Annotated in this window: 9 protein-coding genes and 1 pseudogene; 1 reads left to right on the top strand and 9 read right to left on the bottom strand. The window is 73.5% G+C overall.

Annotated elements, in window-relative coordinates:
• Nucleotides 1-85 precede the first annotated feature (85 nt).
• The 9 genes and pseudogenes from panD to EV378_RS32485 all read right to left on the bottom strand — a co-directional run.
• Nucleotides 86-496, bottom strand: coding sequence for an aspartate 1-decarboxylase (gene panD, locus EV378_RS32530; RefSeq protein WP_132431507.1), 411 nt, complete (start codon nt 494-496; stop codon nt 86-88).
• A complete protein-coding gene (locus tag EV378_RS36050) occupies nt 496-18,261 on the bottom strand; it encodes a non-ribosomal peptide synthetase (protein ID WP_207909042.1) in 17,766 nt (5,921 codons plus the stop codon). The genes panD and EV378_RS36050 overlap by 1 nt, the downstream gene beginning before the upstream one ends.
• A 3-nt stretch (nt 18,262-18,264) precedes the next feature.
• On the bottom strand, nt 18,265-18,474 hold the full coding sequence (locus tag EV378_RS32515; RefSeq protein WP_132431505.1) for an MbtH family protein: 210 nt from the start codon (nt 18,472-18,474) through the stop codon (nt 18,265-18,267).
• Between the two features lie 26 nt (nt 18,475-18,500).
• Nucleotides 18,501-19,889: a lysine N(6)-hydroxylase/L-ornithine N(5)-oxygenase family protein gene (locus EV378_RS32510; RefSeq protein ID WP_132431503.1), complete on the bottom strand. Its 1,389-nt coding sequence runs from the start codon at nt 19,887-19,889 to the stop codon at nt 18,501-18,503.
• A gap of 152 nt (nt 19,890-20,041) precedes the next feature.
• A complete protein-coding gene (locus tag EV378_RS32505) occupies nt 20,042-20,659 on the bottom strand; it encodes a TetR/AcrR family transcriptional regulator (RefSeq protein WP_132431501.1) in 618 nt (205 codons plus the stop codon).
• Nucleotides 20,656-21,807, bottom strand: coding sequence for an acyl-CoA dehydrogenase family protein (locus EV378_RS32500; RefSeq protein WP_132431499.1), 1,152 nt, complete (start codon nt 21,805-21,807; stop codon nt 20,656-20,658). Before EV378_RS32500 ends, EV378_RS32505 begins: the two co-directional genes overlap by 4 nt.
• Before the next feature lie 11 nt (nt 21,808-21,818).
• Nucleotides 21,819-22,580, bottom strand: a complete 762-nt coding sequence (locus EV378_RS32495; RefSeq protein ID WP_132431497.1) for a 3-hydroxyacyl-CoA dehydrogenase — start codon at nt 22,578-22,580, stop codon at nt 21,819-21,821.
• 94 nt (nt 22,581-22,674) lie between these two features.
• The gene (locus EV378_RS32490; protein WP_132431495.1) at nt 22,675-23,811 is read right to left on the bottom strand and encodes a thiolase family protein; all 1,137 of its coding nucleotides are present in this window, start codon (nt 23,809-23,811) and stop codon (nt 22,675-22,677) included.
• 332 nt (nt 23,812-24,143) lie between these two features.
• Nucleotides 24,144-24,614 (bottom strand): annotated as a pseudogene (locus EV378_RS32485) (nucleoside deaminase); the annotation flags it as partial.
• A 337-nt stretch (nt 24,615-24,951) separates the two neighbouring features.
• Between EV378_RS32485 and EV378_RS32475 the strand changes: the two are divergent.
• On the top strand, nt 24,952-25,482 hold the full coding sequence (locus EV378_RS32475) for a pyridoxamine 5'-phosphate oxidase family protein (RefSeq protein WP_132431491.1): 531 nt from the start codon (nt 24,952-24,954) through the stop codon (nt 25,480-25,482).

The raw sequence follows: 25,482 nt of genomic DNA, 5'->3' as shown, positions 1-25,482 counted from the left end.
CTCGGTGGTAGTGAATGAAGGGGAGCCTGAGTTGAAGCGATCCTAACCAGACCACGGGCCGTCGGAAACCGGCCCGTTCGTCCGGTCAGCGCCGCCCGCTGAGCTGATCGGCGTCACCGGGGACCGGCACGGCCGGATCGGTGCCGATCTCCACGACCTCGTTGGCCGCGTTCACGTGCACCACCCGCGGTGTGTGCCCGGCGATCTCGTGCGGCTCCAGCGCGGCGAACGTCATGATGATCACCATGTCGCCCGGGTGGACCAGGTGTGCCGCGGCGCCGTTGATCCCGATCACACCGGTGCCGCGCGCCCCGGTGATGGCGTAGGTCTCCAAGCGGGCGCCGTTGTCGATGTCCACGACCTGGACCATCTCGCCCTCGAGGATGCCGGCCTCCTCCATCAGGCCGGCGTCGATCGTCAGGGACCCGACGTAGTGCAGGTCGGCCTCGGTCACCGTCGCGCGGTGGATCTTGGCGTTGAGCAGGGTCCGGTACATCAGCGTCCCTCCAGGTAGCCGGCGAGATCGGCCGGCGTCGGATTCGTGAACAGTTCGGCGATCGGGATCTCCACGCCGAGAGCGGCGTGGATGGTGTCGCGCAGGCGGACCAGCAACATGGAGTGGCCGCCGAGGTCGAACACGTCGTCGTCGGCGCCGACCCGCTCGAGCTCCAGCACCTCGGCGAACGCGGCGCACAGCGCCGTCTCCACCGGACCCTCCGGGTCGCGGCCGGGCGCGTCCGCCTCGGGAGCGGGCAACGCGGCGGTGTCGAGCTTGCCGTTCGCCGTGACCGGCACCGCACCGATCTCGACGAACGCCGACGGGACCATGTAGTCCGGCAGCGTCGCCGCGACGAACGAGCGCAGGGCGGCCCGGTCCGGAAGGTCGTGCCCGACGAGGTAGGCGACCAGCCGCCCGTCGCGGACCACGACGACCGCGCGGTCGACGGCCTCGTGCCCGGCCAGCACGGCCGCGATCTCGCCGGGCTCGATCCGGAACCCGCGGATCTTGACCTGGTCGTCGGCCCGGCCGAGGTACTCCAGGTGGCCGCGCGCGTTCCAGCGCGCCAGGTCACCGGTGCGGTACATCCGGGAGCCGGCAGGCCCGTGCGGGTCCGCGACGAACCGTTCCGCGGTCATACCGGGCTGCCCCAGGTAGCCGCGCGCCAGACCCGCCCCGGACAGGTACAGCTCGCCGGTCACACCCGGCGGCACCGGACGCAGGCCCGCGTCGAGCACGACGGCGCGGGCCCCGGCCACCGGGCGCCCGACGACCGGGGTCGGTGAGTCCGCGACCTGCGCCACCAGCGCGTCCACGGTCGCCTCGGTCGGGCCGTAGAGGTTGTAGGACCGCGTGCCCTCCAGCGCGCGCAGCTCCTCCCACATCACCGGCGGCACCGCCTCGCCGCCGAACCCGACGACCGGCAGCGCGCACCGCGGTCCGGAGATCACGCCTGCGGCGCCGACCTGGGCCAGCTGCGACGGCGTGAGCTCCAGGAAGTCGAGCTTGCGGTCCAGTACCACGCGGGCGAGCAGCGCCGGGTCGCGGCGCGTCTCGTCGTCGACGACGTGTACCTCGTGCCCGTCGAGCATCCAGAGCTGCGGTTGCCAGGACGCGTCGAACGAGAACGGCCACGCGTGGCCGACCCGCAGCGCGCGTCCCCCTGCGGCGTCGACGGCCGGGCGGTGCAGCACGTCCCGGTGTCCGGCGAACAGGTTCGCCAGCGCGCCGTGCGGGACGACGACGCCCTTCGGGCGGCCCGTCGACCCGGACGTGTAGATCACGTAGGCGGCGTCGGCCGGATCCGGGACCGCGCCCCCGGCCTCCCCGGATCCGCTGTCGGACAGCACGACCCGTGGTCGCCCCTGGACGTCCCGGTCGGCGTCGGTGAGCACGACGACCGGGCGCGCGTCGTCCAGGATCTCGGCGATCCGGGCGGGCGGCTGGTCCGGGTCGAGCGGCAGGTACGCCGCCCCGGAGCGCAGCACCGACCAGATCGCCTCCAGGTACCCGGCCCCGCGGGGCAGCAGGATCGCGACGACCTCACCCGGCCCGGCGCCCGCCGCGGCCAGGTGCCCGGCCCTGGCGGCCGTCCGCCGGTCCAGCTCCGCGAACGTCCACGAACCGTCCGCATCGGACAGTGCGACGCGGTCCGGGGTCGCGGCGACGGCGGCCTCGAACAGCTCCGGCGCCGTTCGCGGCGCGGGCGTGGGCTCCGGGCCGGCGCCCCACTCGTCGAGCACCCGGGTGCGTTCCGGCGCGTCCAGGACGTCGATCGCGCCGATCGGCCGGTCCGGGTCGGCCGCGACCGTGGTCAGCACCCGTACCAGGCGCTCGGCCAGCGACGCGACGGTCGGCTCGCGGAACACGTCGAGGCTGAACTCGATCTCGCCCGCGATCCCGTCGGACGTCTCGACGAGGTCGAACGAGAGGTCGAACTTCGCCGTGCGCAGCCCCGCGTCGAGGAACTCCGCGGGCAGCCCGAACACCTCCTCGGCGCGCCCGGGCACCTGGTACACGGCCAGCATCACCTGGAACAGCGGGTGCCGGGCCAGCGAGCGCGGCGGGTTGAGCACCTCGACGAGCCGCTCGAACGGCAGGTCCTGGTGCGCGTACGCGGCGAGGTCGGTCTCGCGGACCCGGCCGACCAGCTCCCGGAACGTCGGGTCGCCCGCGGTGTCCGTGCGCAGCACGAGCGTGTTGACGAAGAACCCGGCGAGGTCGTCCAGGGCGTGGTCGGTGCGCCCGGCGATCGGGCTGCCGAGTGGGACGTCGGTGCCCGCGCCCATCCGCGTCAGCAGCGTCGCGAGCGCGGCGTGCAGCACCATGAACGTGCTGGCGTCGGTCTCGGAGGCGACGCGCCGCAGTCCGTCGTGGACGGCGGCGGGCACGGCGAAGCGCACCCGCCCGCCGCGTCCGGTCGACCGCGCGGGCCGCGTGTGGTCGGTGGGCAGTGCCAGCTCGTCCGGCATCCCGGCGAGCTGGTCGGACCAGTAGCCCACCTGTTCGGCGAGCACGCTGTCGGCGTCCGTGTCGTCGCCGAGCAGCTCGCGCTGCCAGAGCGCGTAGTCCGCGTACTGGACCGGCAGCGGCGCGAGGTCCGGTGCGCGGCCGTCGCACCGGGCCGCGTAGGCGGCGTCCAGGTCGCGGCGCAGCGGCGGCAGCGACCAGCCGTCGCCCGCGACGTGGTGCACGAGCAGCAGGAACAGGTGCTCGTCCGGCCCGAGCTCGATCAGGTGCGCCCGGATCGGCAGGTCGGCGGCCAGGTCGAAGGTGTGGGCCGCGGCCGCGGTCAGCTCCGGCAGCCCGCCGGGGCCGACCTCGAGACGCGGGCGGGCCTCGTCGGACCCGGCGGGCAGCACCACCTGCTCGACCTCACCACCGGACTCCCGGTGCACGGTGCGCAGCACCTCGTGCCGGTCGACGACGTCGGCCAGCGCCCGCTCCAGCGCGGGCGCGTCCACCGGTCCGGTGATCCGCCACGCCCACGGGATGTTGTACGTCGACGACGGCCCGGACAGCCGGTCCAGGAACCACAGCCGCTGCTGGGCGTAGGACTGCGGGATCCGCTCCGGCCGCTGGCGCGGCGTCAGCGGCGGCCGCGCCGCCCGGCCGGTGTCCAGCTCCCCGGCCAGCCGTCGCGGGGTGGGCGCGTCGAACACGGCGCGCAGCGGCAGTTCCGCCCCGAGCACCGCCCGCACGCGGCTCACCAGCCGGGTCGCCAGCAACGAGTGCCCGCCGAGCGCGAAGAACCCGTCCTCCGGCGACACCGCGGGCAGGTCGAGCACCTCGGCGAACAGCTCGCACAGCACCTGCTCCTGCGGCGTGCGCGGCCCGCTGTCCACACGGTGGGTGGTCCGCGGGTCCGGCAGCGCGGCCTTGTCGATCTTGCCGCTGGAGTTGAGCGGGAACTCGTCGAGCACGACGACGGCGAACGGGACCATGTAGGCGGGCAGCCGGTCGGCGGCCGCGGCGCGCACCTGCTCGCCGTCCACGTCGCCGAGGACGTAGCCGACGAGCCGGTCGTCGCGGGCCACGACGGTCGCGCGCCGCACGCCAGGGTGCCCGCCGAGCACGGCGGCCACCTCGTCCGGCTCCACGCGGAACCCACGGATCTTGACCTGCGCGTCGGCCCGCCCGACGTACTCGAGCGATCCGTCGCGGCGCCGCACGACGAGGTCGCCGGTGCGGTACATCCGCTCCCCGGCGCCGGAGAACGGGTCGGCGACGAAGCGTTCCGAGGTCAGGTCGGCGCGGCCGTGGTACCCGCGGGCGAGCCCGTCGCCGGACAGGTACAGCTCGCCGCGCACGCCCGGCGGGACCGGTCGCAGCGCGGCGTCCAGCACGTACGCGCCGGTGTTCGCGACCGGCGTCCCGATCCGGACCTCACCGTCCACGATCGACCAGAGGCTGTCGCCCGCGACCTCCGAGCAGCCGTAGAAGTTCAGCAGGCGCGCCTGCGGCCACCGGGTCGTGACGGCGTCGGCGAGCGCCGCCGGAAGCGCCTCGCCGCTGGTGATCCACGTACGGACGCCGTCCAGCAGGTCCGGCTCGTCGGACAGCCACGTGGCGAGCAGGCCGGGCACGACCGTGACGGTGTCCACACCGGACTCGGCGACGAGCCGGCCCAGCGCGGGCGGGTCGCCCGCCGTCGCGTCGTCGGCGAGCACGACGGTGTCGCCGTTCACCAGACCGCCCAGCAGCTCGGTCGAGCCGTCGATGAACGACAGGGCGCTCTTGGCGATCCGGACGCCCGGAGCTGTGTCGATGCCCGCTCCGCCTGCGCCACGCGGGGCCGACCTCCCCCACGCCAGCCGGTTCGCCAGGGCCCGTTGGGTGCCCGCAACGGCCTTCGGCCGCCCGGTCGAGCCGGACGTGAAGATCAGGTAGGCGAGCTGGTCGGGATGCGGATCGTGCTCCGGGGCGGCGCCCGGCGCCGACGTGTGCGAGGCCGGGTCGATCCGCAGGTCCACGTCCCCGACGTCGCCGACGATCGCCCGCGGGCCGCCGTCGTCGAGCATCAGCGCGATCCGCTCGTCGGGCAGCGCCAGGTCGATCGGCAGGTACGCCGCGCCGCAGCGCAGGACGGCGAGCAGCGTGGCGACCAGGTCGACCGACCGCGGCAGCGCGACGGCGACGACGTCGTCCGGCCGTACCCCGCGCCCGGTCAGGACGGCGGCCAGCACGTCGGCACGCGCGTCCAGCTCGGCGTAGGTGACCGTCCGGTCGCCGTGCCGCAGCGCGACCGCGTCCGGGGTGCTCCGGACCTGGTCGGCGACCATTCCGGCCACCGTGCCGACCGGGACCTCGTCGCGGGCGGTGACCGCGGCGCGCTCGTCGTCGGTGAGGAGGTCGATCGCGTCCAGGGGGCGGTCCGGGTCGGCCAGCGCGCCGGCGAGCAGGCGCCGCCAGCGGTCGACGAGCGCGCGCACGGTGTCCTCGTCGAACACGTCGGTGGAGAACTCGACGTGCCCGCTCACGCCGCCGCCGTCGGGACCGTCGGTCTCGCCGACGAACAGCGTGAGGTCGGCGCGTGCCGTGCCGGTGCGGATCGGCTCGTCGGCGACCTCCAGCCCGGGCAGCCGGACCTGCGCGATCTCGTTGTTCTGCCAGGCCAGCATCACCTGGAACAGCGGGTGGTGGGCCAGCGACCGGGTCGGGTTCAGTGCCTCGACGAGCCGCTCGAACGGCACGTCCTGGTGGGCGTAGGCGTCCAGGTCGACGGCCCTGGCGCGCGCAGTCATCTCGCGCAGGCCCGGTGATCCGCTCGTGTCGGTGCGCAGGACCAGCGTGTTCACGAAGAACCCGACGAGATCGTCGAGCGCCTCGTCGGTGCGGCCCGCGATCGAGGAGCCGATCGGCACGTCGGTGCCCGCGCCGTGCCGCGTCAGCAGCGCGGCCAGCGCGGCGTGCGCGACCATGAACACGCTCGCACCCTCGGCACGCGCGAACGCGGCCAGGTCGCGGCGCAGGTCGGCGTCCCAGCCGAACCGGAACGAGTCGCCCCGGTAGGACGCGACCGCCGGGTGCGGACGGTCCGTGGGCAGCTCGGTGCGTTCCGGCACCCCCTCGAGCACCGTGCGCCAGTGCTCCAGCTGGCCGGCCACGAGCGGGCCGAGGTGATCGCGCTGCCAGAACGTGTAGTCGGCGTACTGCACCGGCAGCGGGTCCCACTGCGGCGCCGTCCCGTCGCGGCGGGCCGCGTACGCGGTCGCGACGTCGCGCCACAGCGGCGCCATCGACCAGCCGTCGGCGGCGATGTGGTGCATCACCAGCACGAGCACGTGCTCGTCGGGCGCCAGCCGCAGCAGGCGGGCGTGCACCGGGATCTCGGCGGGCAGGTCGAACGCGTGACCCGCCGTCGCCGTCACCTCCGTCGCCAGCGCGGCCTCCGAGGTCGGCACCACCGGCAGCTCGACGACCGGGTCGTCGAGCACCAGCTGGTACGGCGCGCCGTCGGTGTCCGGGAACACGGTGCGCAGTGACTCGTGCCGGTCGACGACGTCGGCCAGCGCGGCGCGCAGGGCCTCGACGTCCAGTTCGCCGGTCAGGCGCATCGCCATCGGCATGTCGTACGTCGCCGACGGCCCCTCGAGGCGGTGCAGGAACCACAGCCGCTGCTGGGCGAACGACAGCGGCACCGGCTCCGGCCGGGGCTCGACACGCTGCAGCGGCGGACGGACCGGCTCCGACGATCCCGCCTCCAGCGACGGGGCCAGCGCCTCCGGCGTCGGCGAGGCGAACACGTCGCGGATGTCGATCTCGACGCCGGCCACGGACCGGATGCGCGACACCAGCTTCGTGGCCAGCAGCGAGTGGCCGCCGAGCTCGAAGAACCCGTCCTCCGCGCCGACCGGGACGCCCAGGACGTCGGAGAACAGCTCGCAGAGCAGCTCCTCGGACGGGGTCTGCGGGCCGCGGCCGGTGCTGCGCACGGGTCGCGGATCGGGCAGGGCGGCGGTGTCCACCTTGCCACTGGGCAGCAGCGGGAACCGGTCCAGCACGACGACGTCGGCGGGCACCATGTACTCCGGCAGCCGCTCGGCAGCGCGCTCGCGCAGGCGCCCGGCCAGCGCCGCGACCTCCCGTTGCGCCGCCGGGTGGTTCGCGTACGCCGTCGGTCGGGAGGTGACCGGCCCGCCGCGGTAGGCGCCGACCACCTCGGTCTCCCCGGCCGGTCCGAACACCGCGTCCAGATCGCCGGTGTCCGCCCCGGGAGCCCAGCTCAGCGCGAGCGGACGCCCGAGCCGGTCGGCCAGCGCGTGCAGGTCCTCCGGGTCGGGCGCGGTGCCGGTCTCCGCGAGTGCCGCGCGGGCGTCGGCGGCGGTGGCTCCCCCGGCGTCGACGACGGCGGCCGCGGCGTTCTCGCCGGCCAGGCGCGCGTTGGGCACGCCGGTGATCCGCACCCGGCCGGGGTGCTCGTCCAGCGCACGGGTCAGCGCCTGCTCGTCCTCCCACTCCAGCACCGTCTCCGGCGCGGGAGCCTCCGGTGGTTCGGTGTGCAGCACGACGTCGTAGCGGTGGCGGGTCAGCTCGTTGTGCCGGTGCCCGCGCTTGACCCGGATCTCGACGTGCGCGAACCCGGACAGCGCGCGGAAGAAGTCCGGGTCCAGCACCAGCTCGCCGTCGCGCGCCACCGCGGCGTCGACGTCGGCCGGGAGCGGAGCCGGGCCGTCGCCGTCGTCGGCACGACGAAGGACCTCGACGGCCGTGCGGAGCAGGCGCTGTGTGCGCAGGTTGCGGATGTCGCCGAGGAACACCCGCCCGCCGGGCGCGAGCCGCTCGCGGGCCCGGTCGATCACGTCGACGAGGTAGGTGGCGCTCGGGAAGTACTGCGCCACCGAATTGACGATCACGGTGTCCACATCGGACGCACCGAACCCGTCGAGCTCGTGTGCGGGCCGGACGGCCAGCGTCACCCGTCGCGCGAGGTCCGGGTCGTGCGCGGCCAGGCCCGCCTCGAGGTTCGCGACGGCGTGTGCGGACAGGTCCACACCCCAGAAGTGCTCGGCGTCCGGGGCGACCCGGGACAGCACCAGACCGGTGCCGACGCCGATCTCCAGCACCCGCCGTGGAGCCAGCTCCGTGATCCGGTCGATCGTCGCGGCGTGCCATTCGCGCATCTCGTCGAGCGGGATGTCGGTCCCGTCGTAGCTCGACTGCCAGCCGCGGAAGTTCTCCTCGTACCCTTCATCGCCCGCGTCGGTGAACACCGACTCGTGCAGGTCCTTCCACGCCTGGACCTGCTCGTCCTCTGCGCTCTCGTCACGCTCGGACCGGGGCACCACGTAGGCCAGGACCCGATCGCCGCGCACCGTCGCGAGCGCCGCGGTGACCTGCTCGTCCCCGGCGATCACGTTCTCGATCTCGCCGAGCTCGACGCGGTAGCCGCGGACCTTCACCTGGTTGTCGGCGCGGCCGTGGAACACGAGCCTGCCGTCCGGCGTCCAGCGCACCAGGTCGCCGGTGCGGTAGAGACGCTCGCCGGTCGCGAACGGGTCGGCGACGAACCGCTCCGCGGTCAGCGCGGACCGCCCCAGGTATCCGCGGGCCAGACCGGTGCCACCGAGGTACAGCTCGCCGAGCACGCCCGGCGGGACCGGCGCCAGCGACGGGTCCAGCACGTACACCCGGGTGCCGGGGTCGGCGACGCCGATCGGGACCTCGGACGCGCCGGCCAGCTCGTCGGCGTCGGACGCGCCGAGCGTCGAGTTCACCGTCGCCTCGGTCGGCCCGTAGGCGTTGAACAGCCGCCGCCCGGGCGCCCAGCGTTCGACGAGCTGCGGGGAGACCCGCTCCGTCCCGGCCAGCAGCACCGAGTCGGTGGGCAGCTCGCACTCCGGCGGCAGCGCCTCCAGCAGCGCGGGCGGGAGGATCATGAACGTCGCCCGGTGCTCGCACGCGTACTCGGTCAGCGCGGGGCCCGCCACGCGCCGGTCGGCGGGCACGATCACCAGCCGCCCACCGGACAGGAGCGCGAGGCACAGGTCGAAGAACGCCACGTCGAAGCTCGGGGAGGCGAACTGCAGGACCCGCCGCGTCGCGTCGTCGCCGAACCTCGTCCGCTGGGTCTCGACGAGCCCGAGCACGCCGGAGTGCGTGACGACGACGCCCTTGGGCGTCCCGGTCGAGCCGGACGTGTAGATCACGTACGCGGCGCTGTCCGGCGACGACGGCCCAGGGACGGGACCGGGCTCGGGGAGGGAATCGAGCAGCACCCTCGGGACGTCGCCGAAGTCGGTCTCCCCGTCGGCGGTGAGCACGCAGACCGGGTTCGCGTCGGAGATCATGAACGCGATCCGGCCGGCGGGAAGGGCCGTGTCGATCGGAAGGTACGCCGCACCCGCCTTGAGCACGCCGACCTGCGCGGCGACGGCGTCCATCGAGCGCGGCAGGGCGAGGGCGACCACGGACTCGGGTCCGGCGCCGTGCCGGGCGAGCAGGCGCGCGATCCGGTCCGAGCGCTCGTCGAGCTCGGCGTAGGTCATCGACGCGTCCTCGAGCACGAGCGCCGTGGCCTCCGGGTCACGGGCGACGACGTCGGCGAACACGTCGGTGAACGTGGCCGTCCCGACCGGGTGCCGGGTCCCGCTCCACGCGTCGAGCAGCGTCTCCCGTTCTCCCGCGGCGAGCAGGTCGACCCGGCCGATCGGCAGGTCCGGGTCCGCGACGACGGCGGACACGAAGCGGCGCAGGCGATCCAGCAGCGCGTCCACCGTGGACCGGTCGAACACCTCGGAGTTGTACTCGACGACGCCCTCGATCCCGCCGCCGCCGTCGGCGCGCTCGGTGAGCGACAGCGCCAGGTCGAACTTCGACGTGCCGGTCGTGACCAGCATCGGGTCGACGTCCAGACCGGGCAGCACGACGTCGGCGACGCGGTTGTTCTGCCCGGCCAGCATCACCTGGAACAGCGGGTGGTGCGACAGCGACCGGGCCGGGTTGAGGTCCTCGACCAGCCGCTCGAACGGCAGGTCCTGGTGGCTGTGCGCGTCCAGGTCGCGGTCGCGGACCTGGTCGAGCAGCGCGCGGAACGTCGGGTCGCCGGACGTGTCCGTGCGCAGCACGAGAGTGTTCACGAAGAACCCGACGAGATCGTCCAGCGCGGGGTCGGTGCGCCCGGCGATCGGGCTGCCGATCGGGACGTCCTCGCCAGCGCCGACCCGCGTCAGCAGCGCCGCCAATGCGGCGTGCACGACCATGAACACGGTCGCGTTCCGCTCCCGGGCGAGCGCCGAGAGTCCGGCGTGCAGCTCCGCGTCCCAGCCGAACGTGAAGAGCTCCCCCGCGAACCCGGCGACCGGCGGGTGCGGACGGTCGGTGGGCAGCTCGATCCGGGCCGGCAGGCCGGCCAGTTGCTCGCGCCAGTGGTCGAGCTGGCGGCGGTGCTCGCTGTCCGGGTCGTCGGCGTCGCCGAGCAGGTCGTGCTGCCAGAGCGCGTAGTCGGCGTACTGCACGGGCAGCGGGTCCCAGGCAGGGGCCTCGCCGCGGCGGCGGGCCGCGTAGGCGTCCGCCACGTCACGCCACAGCGGCACCATCGACCAGCCGTCGGAGACGATGTGGTGGAACACGAGCGCGAGCACGTGCTCGGTCTCCCCGAGCACGAACAGGCGGGCCCGCATCGGGATCCGGCCGGCCAGGTCGAACCCGGCCCGCACGGTCCGGGCCAGCTCCGCGTCCAGATCGGACGGTCGCCTCGTCTCCAGCTCGACGCCGGCGTCCTCGGGGGACAGGATCCGCTGGTAGGGGACGCCGTCGTGCTCGTCGAACACGGTCCGCAGGACCTCGTGCCGGGCGACGACGTCGGCCAGCGCGGCCCGCAGGGCGTCGGCGTCCAGCTCGCCGGTCAGCCGGAGCACCAGCGGCACGTTGTACGTGGCGGCGCCACCCTCGAACCGGTCCAGGAACCACAGCCGCTGCTGCGCCGATGCCAGCGGCAGCCGCTCGGGGCGCGCTCGGGCGACGAGCTCGGGGCGCGTCGACGGGGTGTCGGTCCCGCCCGCGTCGTCGACCACGGCCGCCAGCGCGGACACGGTCGGCGCCTCGAACACCGTCCGGACCTGCACCGACACTCCGAGGTCGGCACGCACGCGCGCCACCAGCCGGGTGGCCAGCAGCGAGTGCCCGCCGAGGGCGAAGAAGTCGTCGTCGGCGCCGACCCGCTCCAGGTTCAGGATCTCCGCGAACAGGCCTGCGAGCCGCTCCTCGGCCGGCGTCGACGGCGCGCGGTGCGACGCCGCGGCGACCGGGTCCGGCGACGGCAGCGCCTTGCGGTCGAGCTTGCCGTTCGGGGACAACGGGAGCTCGTCGAGCACGACGAACGCCGCCGGGACCATGTAGTCCGGGAGCGCGCGCGACGCCTCGGCCTTGACGGCGGAGACCAGCTCGGCGTGCGCGTGCTGACGCAGGGGGTCGCTGGTGAGCGCGGCGGGCTCACCGGGCCGGAAGGCCCCCGTCCCGACCGACGCCGCACGACCGGAGCCGTCGTCCAGCTCGGACGGGTGGACGAACAGCACGTCCAGGTCCCCCGGCCGGGCGCCGGACCACGTGCAGTACGCGCGCAGGCCGTGCCGGCGGGCCACCTCGTCGAGCTGGGCCGGGGTCGGGCCGGCCGGCGGCTCCGCACCGACGCCTGCCAGGTCCTGCACGGACGCGGTGGCGGGGCGCGCGTCGAGCTCGGCCAGTGCCGCGGCGGCCGCGGACGAGCGAGCGTGCGGAACACCGTTCACCCGGAGCGGACCGTCGAGCAGGCCCTCCAGCGCGTCCGTCCCGTCCACGTCGGAGCCCCACGACAGCTCCCGGTCCGGTCCGGGCGCGGGGGCCGCCTCGCGGCGCAGCACGACGTCGTAGCGGTAGGCGGACAGCTCGTTCGAGTAGTCCGCCTCCTTCACCCGGACCTCGGCCGCACCCAGCGGCGCGAAGAACTCGGGCGCGACGAGGAGTTCCTTGTCCCCGTCGGTCGCGCGGTCGATCACGCGGCGCAGCGTCCCGGCGTCGGTGCCGGTGTCACCCGCGAACGCCACCGACGCGTGGAACGTGCGGAGCTGGCGCAGGTCGCGGACGTCGCCGACGAACACGGCCCCGCCCGGCGCGAGCAGGTCCAGCGCGCCGCGCAGCACCCGCTCCAGATAGTCCGCGCCGGGGAAGTACTGCACCACGGAGTTGATCACGATGGTGTCGAACCGGCCGGCGGGCAGCCCGTCGAACTCGTCGGCCGCCCGGCACTCCAGGCGCACCGACTCGGGAGCGTCCGACCGCAGCGACTCCACGACGGCCGGCGAGAAGTCCGTCGCCACGTACTCCTCGCACTCCGGCGCGAGCTCACCCAGCAGCAGGCCGGTCCCGACCCCGATCTCCAGCACCCGCCGCGGCCCGAGCGCGCGGATCCGGGCGACCGTCTCGTCGCGCCAGAGCTCCATCTCGCGGCGCGGCAGCGGGCGGCCGTCGTAGCTGGAGTTCCAGCCGACGAACGCGTCGTCCTCCTGCGCGTACAGCGTGTCGTAGAGCTCGCGCCACTCCTCGACACGTGCGTCGCCGCCGCCCTCGGAGGACTCACCGGACGCGGGCACCAGGTAGCCGACGAGCCGGTCGGACTCGCCGACGACGACGGCCTGCGCGACGCCGGCGTGCTCGGCCAGCACGGCCGCCACCTCGCCCGGCTCGATCCGCAGGCCGCGGATCTTGACCTGCTCGTCGGCGCGGCCGAGGAAGTCCAGCGCGCCGTCGGGGCGCAGCCGGGCCAGGTCGCCGGTGCGGTACATCCGCTCCCCCGGGGCGCCGAACGGGTCGGCGACGAACCGCTCGGACGTCAGCCCCGGGCGCGCCAGGTAGCCGCGGGCCAGCTGGATCCCGGCCAGGTACAGCTCACCCGGAACGCCCGGCGGGACCGGGCGGAGCCGGTCGTCGAGCACGTGCAGGCGGGTGTTCCAGACCGGCAGGCCGATCGGGACGGAACCCTCGCGGGACACCGCGTCGGCGGGTGGCAGCGCCCACGACGTGACGTCGACCGACGCCTCGGTCGGGCCGTAGAGGTTGTGCACGACGTCGCCCAGCACCCGCGCCGCGGCGACCGCGACCTCCGGCGAGAGCGCCTCGCCGCTGCACAGGACCCGGCGCAGGGAGACGCCCGCGACGGCGGGGTCGGCGACGAACGCGGCCAGCATGGACGGTACGAAGTGGATGGTCGTGACCCGCTCCGAGCGGATCACCTCGGCCAGGTAGGCGGGATCGCGGTGCCCGTCCGGGCGCGCCACCACCTCGGCCGCCCCGGTGACCACGGGCCACAGGAACTCCCACACCGACACGTCGAAGCTCGACGGGGTCTTCTGCAACACACGGTCGTCGGTGGTCAGGCCGTACTCGTCCTGCATCCACAGCAGACGGTTCACGATGCCCTCGTGCGGCACCACGACGCCCTTGGGCCGCCCGGTCGACCCGGACGTGTAGATCACGTAGGCCGGGTGCGTCGCCCGCAGCGGTGTGGTGCGCTCGGCGTCGGCGACCGGCCCGTCGTCGAACCCGGCGGCGGGGTCGCCGCCGTCCAGCAGGACGGTCCGGTCGTGCTCGACGAGCCCGGCCGTCGCGGACGTCGCGAACAGCAGCACCGGCTCGGCGTCGCCGATCATGAACGCGAGCCGCTCGGCCGGGTAGTCCGGGTCCAGCGGCAGGTAGGCGGCGCCACTCTTGATCACCGCGAGGATCGCGACGACCAGCTCGGCCGACCGCGGCAGCGCCAGCGCCACCGTCGACTCCGGACCGGCGCCCTGGGCGATCAGGTAGCGCGCCAGGCGGTTCGTCCACGTGTCGAGCTCGCGGTAGGTCCAGCTCGTGCCCTCGACGACGAGTGCGGTCGCGTCCGGCGTGCGCCGCGCCTGCGCGTCCAGCAGCTCCGGCAGGGTTCCCGCGGGCAGCGAGCGATCGGTGCTGGGCCGCACCTCGCCGAGCGCGCGGCGCTCGTCGTCGTCGAGCAGTGGGAGGTCGGACAGTCGGCGGCCCGGATCGGCCAGCGCCGCGCGCAGCAGCCGCTCCAGGCGGTCGAGCACCGTCTCGACCGTCGCGCGCTCGAAGATGTCGGTGTTGAACTCGACGATCCCGTCGATGGGGGCGGGACCGTCGGACTCCCCCGCGCGCTCCTTGAGCGAGATCCACAGATCGAACTTCGACGTGCCGGTGCCCGGCATCGTCTCCGACGTCTCCAGCCCCGGCAGCTCCACACCGGCCGTCGGCGTGTTCTGCCAGGCCAGCATGACCTGGAACAGCGGGTGGTGCGACAGCGACCGCGTCGGGTTGAGCTCCTCGACCAGCCGCTCGAACGGCACGTCCTGGTGGGCGTAGGCGTCCAGGCTGCGCTCGCGCACACGGCCCAGCAGCTCGTCGAAGCCCGGGTCGCCGGACGTGTCGACGCGCAGCACGAGCGTGTTCACGAAGAAGCCGACGAGCTCGTCGAGCGCCGGGTCCAGCCGGCCAGCGACCGGCGTGCCGAGCGGCACGTCGGTGCCCGCGCCGAGCCGGGTCAGCAGCGCCGCCAGCGCGGCGTTGACCACCATGAACACGCTGACGCCTGCGGCCTGCGCCCGCTCGGCCAGCTCGGCGTGCAGCGCGGTGTCCCAGGCGAACGTGAACTGCTCCCCCGCGTAGGACGCGACGGCGGGCGCCGGCCGGTCGGCGGGCAGCGCGATCCGGTCCGGGAGCCCCCGCAGCGCCTCGCGCCAGTAGGCGACCTGCGCGTCCAGCAGCTCGTCGGGCGTCTCCCGCTGCCAGAGCGTGTAGTCCGCGTACTGCACCGGCAACGGCGTCCACCGTGGACGGATCCCCTCGCGGCGGGCGGCGTACGCGGCGGCGACGTCGCGCCACAGCGGTGCGAGCGACCAGCCGTCGGCGGCGATGTGGTGCAGCACGAGCGCGAGCACGTGCTCGTCGGGCCCGACCCGGAACAGCGTGGCCCGCACGGGCGGCGCGGCCTGCAGGTCGAAGTCCCGGCGGATCACGTCGTCGAGGCCGTCGGTGCCCTGCACGACGTCCAGGTCGAGCGAGATCGCGTCGGGCTCGAGGATCCGCTGCTCGGCGACGCCGTCGCGCTCGCCGAACACGGTCCGCAGCGACTCGTGGCGCACCATCACGTCGAGCAGCGACGCGTGCAGCGCGTCGACGTCGAGATCGCCGGACAGGCGCACCACGAGCGGCACGTTGTACGTCGCGGACGGCCCCTCCAGCGAGTGCAGGAACCACAGTCGCTGCTGGGCGTAGGACAACGGGATCGAGTCCGGGCGCTGTCGCGGCCGCAACTCGGGGCGCGCGGGCACGGCCGGACCGGCGTCGGCGCCCGCGTGCCCCTCGACCAGCTCGGCCAGTCCGGCCACGGTCGGCGACTCGAACACCGAGCGGACCGACACCTCGACGCCGGTCGCCCTGCGGATCCGCAGCACGAGCCGGGTCGCCAGCAGCGAGTGCCCGCCGAGCGCGAAGAAGTCGTCGTCGATGCCGACCCTGGGCAGCGACAGCGCCTCGGCCATCAGCTCGGCCAGCACCTGTTCGGTCGCCGTGCGCGGCTCCCGGTCGGACAGCGCCGCCGACGGGTCGGGGGCGGGCAGCGCGCGCCGGTCCAGCTTGCCGCTGGACAGCGTCGGGAGCGCGTCCAGCCGGACGAAGCCGGACGGGACCATGTAGTCCGGCAGCCGCTCCGCGGCGAACGCCCGCAGCTCGGCGGCCAGCGCGCGCTCGTCGCGGCGGCCGGCCGGGTCGTTGCCGTACGCACCCGGGTCGCGGCGCAGCGGGCGCACGGGCCGGTAGGCGGGCGCCGTCACGGCGTCCGTATCGGACACGGCGTCGTACACGACGTCCAGCGCGCCGTCGTCGGACCCCGCGTCCCAGGTCACGCGGGTGAGCAGGCCGCGGCTCTCACCGATCTCGCGCAGCCGGGGCTCGTCCGGTACCCCGGTGGGCTCGTCCGGCGCGCCGGTGCCGTCGACGGCCGCGGCGGTCGCGAGCTCGTCGTGCAGGCGCAGGTTCGGGATCCCGGTGACGCGCAGGCGTCCGTCGCGGTGGCCGGCGACCGCAGCGTCCAGTGTGGCCTCGTCGGCGACGTCGACGCCCCAGGTCAGGACGCTCTCGTCGGGCCTCGTGTCGCCGGCGCCGGTGCGCAGCACGACGTCGTAGCGGTGCCGGGTCAGCTCGTTTCCGGTGCTCCCGGACTTGACCAGCACCTCGGCGTCGGCGCCGATCCGCGCCGCGACCGCCGCGAAGTAGTCGGGGTCGAGCAGCAGCTCCGGCTCGCGGGCGATCGCGTCGTCGACCTCGCGGGCCGACGGCGTCCCGCCGGACCGGGTGCGCGCGATCGCGGCTCGGAACGGGCGCAGCGTGCGACGGTTGCGCACGTCGCCGACGACGATCCGCCCGCCCGGCGCGAGCAGCCCGGTCAGCCGGGTCAGCAGGTCGGTCAGGTACCCGACGCCCGGGAAGTACTGCGCCACCGAGTTGATCACGATGGTGTCGAACCGGTGTTCCGGCAGGCCGTCCAGGTCGTGCGCGGGCCGCGCGGTCAGCGTGACCGTGCCGGCCAGCTCCGGGCTCCGTTCGACGTCCGCGCGCGCGTTCGCGATCGCACGCTCGGACAGATCGGTGCCCCAGTACTCGTCGCAGTCCGGGGCGACGCGGGACAGGATCAGCCCGCTGCCGATACCGATCTCGAGCACGCGTCGCGGCTCGAGCGCGCGGATCCGCTCGACCGTCGCGGCGTGCCACTCGCGCATCTGCTCGCGCGGGATCGGCTCGCCGTCGTAGCTGGAGTTCCAGCCGACGAAGTTCTCCTCGATGCCCTCCGCGCCGTCGAAGATCGACTCGTGCAGCTCCCGCCACTCGCCGACGTGGTCGTCCTCGGCCTCCGGGTCGCGGTCACGCCGGACGACGACGTACGCGGCCAGCCGCCGGTCCCCCGGCGTGTCCTCGCGGGCCACGACGGCGACCTGGTCGACGGCCTCGTGCCCGGCCAGTACCGACTCGATCTCGCCGAGCTCCACCCGGAAGCCGCGGATCTTGACCTGGTCGTCGACCCGGTCGAGGAAGTCCAGCCGTCCGTCCGGCAGCCACCGGACCAGGTCACCGGTGCGGTAGAGCCGCCCGCCCGGCTCGCCGAACGGGTCGGCCACGAACCGCTCCGCGGTCAGCCCCGGCCGGTCGTGGTAGCCGCGGGCCAGGCTCTCCCCGCCGAGGTACAGCTCGCCGTCGACGCCGGCCGGGACCGGCCGCAGCGCGTCGTCGAGGACGTAGGCGCGCGTGCCCGGGTCCGGCAGGCCGATCGGGACGGACGAGCCGGCCGGGATGCCCGGGTCGCACAGGCCGAGCGTCGAGTTCACGGTCGCCTCGGTCGGGCCGTAGGCGTTGAACATGTCGCGGCCCGGCGCCCACCGGTGCACCAGCTCCGAGGAGATCCGCTCGGTGCCGGCCAGCAGCGTCGCGCCGTCGGGCAGCGTCACGCCCGCGGGCATCGCCGCCAGCAACGCGGGCGGAAGGATCATGAACGTGACGCCGTGCCGCGTCGCGTACGCGGCGAGCGCCTCGTCCGGGACGCGCAGCTCGGAGGGCACCACGACGAGCGCACCGCCCCCGCCGAAGGCCAGCACGAGGTCCCAGAACGCCACGTCGAAGCTCGGGGAGGCGAACTGCAGGACCCGGCTGTGCGGGCCGATCCCGAAGCGCTCCGTCTGGGTGGCCAGCAGGGGCGCGACGCCGGAATGCGTGAGGACGACGCCCTTCGGACGCCCGGTCGAGCCGGACGTGTAGATGACGTACGCCTTGTGCGCGGACGTGATCGCCACGGCGGGATCGGTCTCCTGCACGACGGCCAGCTCGGCCGTCACCTCCGGCGAGTCCAGCCGCACCACCGGCAGACCGTCGGACACCTGCTCGACACCGGCCCGCGCCGTCGTCACCAGCGCGCGCGGAGCGGCGTCGGCGAGCATGTAGCGGATCCGGTCAGCGGGCAGGTTCTCGTCGACCGGCAGGTACGCCGCCCCGGCGACCATCACCGCCAGCTCGGTGACGATCATGTCGACGGAGCGCGGCACGGCCACCGCGACGACGTCCTCCGGGCCGACCCCGCGGCCGATCAGCAGGTGCGCCAGCCGGAACACCCGCCTACCGAGCTCGGCGTAGTCGAGCTCCACGTCGTCGAACACGAGCGCCGTCGCCGTGCCCCGTTCGCGGACGTGCCGCGCGAACAGCTCGGGCACGGTCACCGGGTCGAGCGTCACATCGGTCGACGTCACAGGTCAGCCATCCATGCGGCGCTGCAGGCTCAGCGGCCGCAGGTCGGTCCAGTTCTGCTCCACGTACCCGAGGCACGCCTCGCGGGTGTCCTCGCCGAACGCCCGCGTCCATCCGGCCGGGACGTCCACACGCGACGGCCAGAGGCTGTGCTGGCCCTCGTCGTTGACCAGCACCAGGAAACGGCCGTCGGTGTCGTCGAAGGGGTTGGTCATGGCTGCTCCTCGCCGGGTCGGGTTCGTCAGCGGATCGTGCGGACGGCGTCGAGCTGGTCGACGGCCGGTGAGCCGGACGGCCTGCCGGCGTCCGTGGATCCGCCGGAGACGATCGAGGAGGCGATCTCTCCCGACCGGACGGCCACGTTGGACAGCAACGTCGACGAGATGCCGTGCGTGTGCTCCGTGGGGCCCTGCACGTAGATGCCCACCGTCACGGGCGTGCCGTCGGCCAGGGCGTCGGTGCCGACCCGGTAGTCCCGCCGGACGTCGAGGCGGCCCTCGACATCGCGGTTGCACGCCTCGGCGAGGTCACCGCCGAGCAGCCAGAGCGGGTCACCCGCCCGGTAGCCGGTCGCGTAGACCACGACGTCGGCGGTGATCACCTCGCGCTCGCCGTCGATCAGCGACTCCACGGCCAGCTCCACCCGGTCGCCGACCTCGACGACGTCGGCGACACGGGAGACGTTGCAGAACTTCAGCCGTTCCTTGCCCGCGACCCGCTCGTGGTAGTGCGTGCGGTACAGGCCGTCGATCAGATCCGGGTCGACGACCGAGTAGTTCGTGTTCGAGTGGTAGTTGAGGATCATCTCCTTCACCCCGTCCGGTGCGGTGTAGAAGTCGTCCACCGCGCCCGGGTCGAAGATCCGGTTCGCGAACGAGCTGTCGTCGGCGGGGCTGTAGCCGTAGCGGGCGAACACGGCGTAGACCTCGGCCGTCGGGAACGAGCGGTGCAGGTAGTCGACGCTCTCCGCGGCGCTCTGCCCGGCACCGATCACCGCCATCCGCTTCGGCTCGGTGCCGGTGAGCTGGGCCGCGTTGTGCAGCAGGTCCTTGTTGTGCCAGATCCGGGAGCCGGGTGTCACGCCGCGCGGCAGGGCGGGACTCAGGCCGGTCGCCACGACGACGTTGCGGGCACGCAGCCGGGTCGTGGTGCTCCCCTTCCGGTACACGACGTCCACGAGCTCGACGGCCTCGGAGCCGGCCGGCCGCACCGGCTCGACCTCGATCACCTCGGCGCCGTAGTCGACCTGGTCGGTGAAGCGCGCTGCGGCCCACTCCAGGTAGTCGTGGAACTCCACCCTGGTCGGGAAGTTGCTGCCGTAGTTGATGAAGTCGACCAGCCGGTCCCGGTCCTTGAGGTAGGACAGGAACGTGAAGCCGCTCGTCGGGTTGCGCAGCGTCACCAGGTCCTTGAGGAAGGAGACCTGCATCGTCGCGTCCTCGATGAGCATCCCGCGGTGCCATCCGAACCGCTCCTGGCGCTCGACGAAGCGGGCCGATACCCGATCGCCGGGCGCGGCCGTCGCGTTGTGCTCGTCCAGCGCGATTGCCAGGCCGAGATTCGACGGTCCGAAACCCACGCCCACCACGTCGTGGACCTCGTGGTCGTTCCCCGTCGTCGCGTCGGTCATCGATGTCCCCTCGCGCTCGTCACCATCGGCATGCCTGTGATTAGGCGAGGCTAACTGGATCATACGAGAGGGCTGGCTGACCAGATGACGTCGCGATGTGAGACGTAACGAACCAACGCCGTGGAGCGACTGGACGAATTGGGCGTCTGGGTCTATACGGCGGATGCGTCGAGCAGAACCCGGACCAGGTCCTTCCACTGCGCGAGCATCGGATCCGACGCGGGATCGCGCGGATCGAACGTATACGTCAGCGCCGTGCCGCGCATCGACGTGAGCAGGAGGTCCCGCAGCTGCTTGAAACGCGGACGGGAGGCGAGCTCGTCGCCGAACATGCGGGCCATCGAGCCCCGGATCGCCGCACCCAGCCGTCGTTCCTCGGGCTGCAGCGCCTCGGCGATCTCGCGGTTGGAGCGGGCGGCCGTCCAGAGCTCGACGGACGCCCAGAAGTGCGGCTCGGAGAAGCTCTGCCAGAGCAGCTCGACGACGCGGTCGGCCCTCTCGAACGTTCCGGTCGGGACACCCTCCAGCAGACGTGTGATCCGCGTCTCGGTGTCGGCGACCCGCTTCACCGCGAGATGCTGAGCGGCGGCGACGAGCAGGCGGTCCCGGGACGGGAAGTGGTGCAGCAGCCGGCCACGGGACACGTCGGCCTCGCCCTGGATGGTGAGCGTCGTCGCACCCGAGTAGCCGCCGTCGACCAGGCAGGCGACGGCGGCGTCCAGGATCCGGGCGCGGCTGTCCTCTGACCGCTGCGCCCGTGACACGGTCACAGGCCGAGACCTCGGCCGATGACCTCCTTCATGATCTCGGTCGTCCCGCCGTAGATCCGGGTGATCCGCGCGTCCGCGTACGCCCGCGCGATCGGGTACTCGTTCATGTAGCCGTACCCGCCGTGCAGCTGCAGGCAGCGGTCGACGACCCGGCCCTGCAGCTCGGTGCACCAGTACTTCGCCTTCGACGCGTCCACGGCGGTCAGCTCGCCCGCGTTCAGCGCGCGCACGCAGTCGTCCGTGTAGTGCTCGGCGATGTCGATCTCGGTGTCCAGCTCGGCGAGCACGAACCTCGAGTTCTGGAACGAGCCGACCGGCTGCCCGAACGCCCTGCGCTCCTTGACGTAGGTCAGCGTGTGGTCCAGCGCCGTGCGGGCCGCGGCGACGGCCGCGATCCCGATCGACAGCCGCTCCTGGGGCAGGTTCGTGACGAGCTGTGTGAAGCCCTGCCCCTCCTCGCCGCCGAGCAGGTTCGCGACCGGGACCTTCACGTCGGTGAACGACAGCTCGGCCGTGTCCTGCGCGTGCTGGCCGAGCTTGTCCAGGTTGCGGCCGCGCTCGAAGCCCTCCATCCCGCGCTCGAGCACCAGCAGGCTCATGCCCTTGTGCTTCTGCGACGGGTCGGTCTTCACCGCGGTGATCATCAGGTCGGCGTTGATGCCGTTCGTGATGAACGTCTTGGCGCCGTTGACGACGTAGTGGTCGCCGTCGCGGATCGCCGTCGTGGACATCGACGCCAGGTCCGAACCGATGCCGGGCTCCGTCATGGCGATACCGGTGATCGTCTCCCCGGACGCGATGCCGGGCAGCCAACGCTGCTTCTGCTCGTCGTCGCAGTAGGCCAGGAAGTACGGCAGGACGATGTCGTTGTGCAGCGTCAGTCCGAGACCGGCCGCCGCCGCACCGGAACGCATCAGCTCCTCGGACTCGACGGCGTTGAAGCGGAAGTCCTTCACTCCCCCGCCGCCGTACTCCTCGGGGATGTCCATCCCGAGGAAGCCTGCCGCGCCCGCCGTCGTGAACAGCTCGCGCGGGACGATGCCCTCGGCGTCCCACCGCTCGTGGTACGGGACGATCTCCTTGTCCACGAAGGACCGGAACGCGTCCCGGAACGCCTCGTGGTCGTCGTCGTACAGCGTGCGCTTCACGACAGTCCCTCCTACCGCGGTGTCATGCGGATGGCGCCGTCCAGGCGGATGACCTCGCCGTTGAGCATCGGGTTCTCGACGATGTGCGCGGCGAGCTTCCCGTACTCCGACGGCTGGCCCAGGCGCGACGGGTGCGGCACCTGCTTGCCCAGCGACTCCTTGACGTCATCGGGCAGCGCGCCGAGCAGCGGCGTCTCGAACAGCCCTGGTGCGATCGTCACGACCCGGATGCCGAGGCTCGCGAGGTCCCGCGCGATCGGCAGCGTCATGCCGACGATGCCGCCCTTCGACGCGGAGTACGCCGCCTGCCCGATCTGGCCCTCCATCGCCGCGACGGACGCCGTGTTGACGATGACGCCGCGGTCGCCGTCGACCGGGTCGCCATGGCTCATCCGCTCGGCGGCCAGCCGGATCACGTTGAACGTGCCGACCAGGTTGACGTTGATGACCTTGGTGAAGTCGGCCAGCGGGAACGGGCCGTTCTTGCCGAACGTCTTGATCCCGTTGCCGATGCCCGCGCAGTTCACCGCGACGCGCAGCTGACCCAGCTCGGCCGCGACGTCGAGCGCCGCGGTGATCTGCTCCTCGCTCGTCACGTCAGCGGAGGCGAAGCGCACGTTCTCGCCGAGCTTGTCCGCGACGGCCTCACCGGCCGACGACGGCAGGTCGACGATCACGACCTTCGCGCCGTTCTCCACCAGCTTCTCGGTGGTGGCCAGGCCGAGGCCGGACGCACCGCCGGTGACGAGTGCGACGGATCCGTTGACGTCCATGTGTCTCTCTCAGTCCTTTCGACAGACAGGCGCGGAACCGAACGAACGGCACCGTCGAGCAATGCCATTGCCCGACGGTGCCCCTCGTTCGGGGTCAGAGCAGCTCGAGGATGGTGGCGTTCGCCTGCCCGCCGCCCTCGCACATGGTCTGCAGGCCGTAGCGGGTCCCGGTGTCGCGCATGTGGTGCACCATCGTCGTCATGATCCGGGCGCCGGAGCCGCCGAGCGGGTGCCCGAGCGCGATCGCGCCGCCGTTCGGGTTCAGCGCGGCCGGGTCGGCCCCGATGTCGGCCAGCCAGGCGAGCGGCACCGGCGCGAACGCCTCGTTGACCTCGAACACGCCGATGTCGGTCAGGCTCAGGCCGGAGCGCTTCAACGCCTTCTCGGTCGCCGGGATCGGCGCGGTCAGCATGATCACCGGGTCGGCGCCGGCCAGCACGGCCGTGTGCACCCGGGCGATCGGGGTGAGGCCCAGCTCGGCCGCCTTCTCGGACGTCGTCATCAGCAGTGCGGCCGCGCCGTCGGAGATCTGCGACGAGTTGCCGGCGTGGATCACGCCGCCCTGGTCGGCCTCCTTGAACACGGTCTTCAGCTGACCGAGCGCCTCCAGCGTGCCGCCGCGGCGCACGCCCTCGTCGGCCGTGACGCCCGCGATCGGGGCCAGCTGGCCGTCGAACCGGCCGTCGTCCTGCGCGGCGGCGGCCTTCGCGTGCGAGGAGAGCGAGAACTCGTCGAGCTGCGTGCGGGAGAAGCCCCACTTCTCGGCGATCATCTCGGCGCCGACGCCCTGGTTCGGGAAGGCGCCGTAGCGCTGCATGAACTCGGTGCCGAACGGGTTCTGGTCCATCAGCGTCGAGCCCATCGGCACCCGCGTCATCGACTCGACGCCACCGGCCACGACGACGTCGTACTGCCCGGCGATCAGTCCCGCGGCGGCGAAGTGCGCCGCCTGCTGGCTCGACCCGCACTGGCGGTCCACGGTCACGCCGGTCACGGTCTCCGGGAAGCCTGCGGCCAGTGCCGCGCTGCGCCCGATGTCGAACGTCTGCTCACCGGCCTGGGACACACAGCCCCAGACCACGTCCTCGATCTGCGCCGGGTCCACGCCGGCGCGCTCGGCCAGCGACCTCAGCACGTGGGCCGACAGGTCGGTCGGGTGCGTCCCGGCCAGGCCGCCCTTGCGCTTGCCCACGGGGGTGCGTACCGCTTCCACGATGACTGCGTCTCGCACGTCCCAGCTCCTTCTCGCGGTGGGATCGCGGCGCCTCGGTGCGCCGCCGACGAGCGCGACGGTAACACCGAACAGTCAGCACTGACTGTCACGGTGGGTGCGAGCCATGTCACCCCTGCGGCAGCACGCCGACGCGGCTGCGCACCCGGGCCTTCGCGACGATCGACTTCAGGTGGTCATGGACGGTGCAGGCGGACACGTGCGGGGCCGTCGGGTCCTGCCGAGATCACCCCACGTGATCAGTCTCGGTCGCGCAGGGCGGACGGCGAATCGCCGGAGTTGCGGACGGGCCGGGTCGTTGTGTCCCCTGACGTGCGGTTCGGGCGGTGAGCGCCGGCGTGACGGCGGTGCAGCTCGCGAACCTGGTCCGCGAGTTCCGGGTCGGGCCCCTCGACCGGCACGCCCGGCGCGACCTCGGTGATCGACAGTGCCCGCACCGGGCTCCTCGGCAGGCCGAGCTCGGCCCGCCACCCGGTCAGCTGCTCCGTCGAGCTGGCGTAGACGATCCGACCGAGCCCGACCCACGCGTGCGCCGCAGCGCACATCGGGCAGTGTTCTCCGGACGTGTAGACGGTGGCCGCGGCCCGCGCGTCCGGAGCGAGGTTGTTCGCCGACCAGCGGGCGATCTCGAACTCGGGATGCCGCGTCTCGTCGCCGCCCGCGACACGGTTGCGGTCCTCGAACAGCACCGCGCCGTCGGCTCCGACGAGAACGGAGCCGAACGGTTCGTCCCCCGCCTCCAGCCCCTCGGCTGCCAGCTCCACGCATCTACGCAGGTGGACCTCGTCCCGATCGTCGATCATGCCGACACGGTAGGCGGCCGTCAGCGGGCGCGGTGCTCGCGGAACCAGGTCGCGATGCCCGGCATGTGCTCCTCGAAACCGCCGGGTGCCGACACGTCGAGCGGCCCGGCCTGCTCGTCGGTGAGGACGAACGGGAACCACCTGCCGATGATCAGCGGGTCCGGAGTCGAGCGGCCACGAGCGGCCGTATCCCTCCGCTGTGGCTGATCACGGTCGTCCAGAGGCGCCGGGTCGGCGGGTCGGGCCGGGACGCGGTCTCGGACAACGATCGGGATCGGCCCTGAGGCCGGCGCCGGTACGACCGATGAGCCGCGGGCGCGGCCGGGGTCTCCCTCCCATGGACACGCACAATCTCGCCGACCGCTACGAGCTCCCCGCCCTCGACTGGTCCTCGATCACCGGCACTCTGGAGGCCGGCGTCGACCAGGTTCCCGGGGCGGGCGGACCCGACCGGCACACCACGTGGCTCACCACCCTCGATCCCGACGGCGCCCCGCACGTCACCGCCGTGGGTGCGCTGTGGCTCGACGGCGGCTTCTGGTTCCAGACCGGCCGGACCACGCGCAAGGGCCGCAACCTGGCCCGTGACCCGCGGTGCACGCTCGCGATCGCGATCCACGACGCCGACCTCGTCGTCGACGGCACGGCCGGGATCGTCACCGACCCCGCCACCGTCGCGCGCCTGGCCGCGATCTGGGCGCAGGGCGGATGGCCGTGCGAGGTCGACGAGTCCGGCACCGCCCTGACCGCGCCGTTCAGCGCACCGTCGGCAGGCGGGCCGCCGTGGTCGGTCTACCGCGTGACCACCCGGTCGGCGAGCGCCGTCGCGACGGTCGAGCCGGGCGGCGCCACCCGCTGGACGTTCTGA

Origin of the sequence: Pseudonocardia endophytica, from assembly GCF_004339565.1 — a bacterium.
Classification (GTDB): domain Bacteria; phylum Actinomycetota; class Actinomycetes; order Mycobacteriales; family Pseudonocardiaceae; genus Pseudonocardia; species Pseudonocardia endophytica.
The sequence above is the reverse complement of the archived record's forward strand: the minus strand, read 5'-3'. Positions and strand labels throughout refer to the sequence as shown.

Bases quoted from the DNA above. Each gene is read 5' to 3' on its own strand.
- EV378_RS32515 (WP_132431505.1), bottom strand. From the start codon at position 18,474: ATGACCAACCCCTTCGACGACACCGACGGCCGTTTCCTGGTGCTGGTC.
- EV378_RS32510 (WP_132431503.1), bottom strand. From the start codon at position 19,889: ATGACCGACGCGACGACGGGGAACGACCACGAGGTCCACGACGTGGTG.
- panD (WP_132431507.1), bottom strand. From the start codon at position 496: ATGTACCGGACCCTGCTCAACGCCAAGATCCACCGCGCGACGGTGACC.
- EV378_RS32495 (WP_132431497.1), bottom strand. From the start codon at position 22,580: ATGGACGTCAACGGATCCGTCGCACTCGTCACCGGCGGTGCGTCCGGC.
- EV378_RS32475 (WP_132431491.1), top strand. From the start codon at position 24,952: ATGGACACGCACAATCTCGCCGACCGCTACGAGCTCCCCGCCCTCGAC.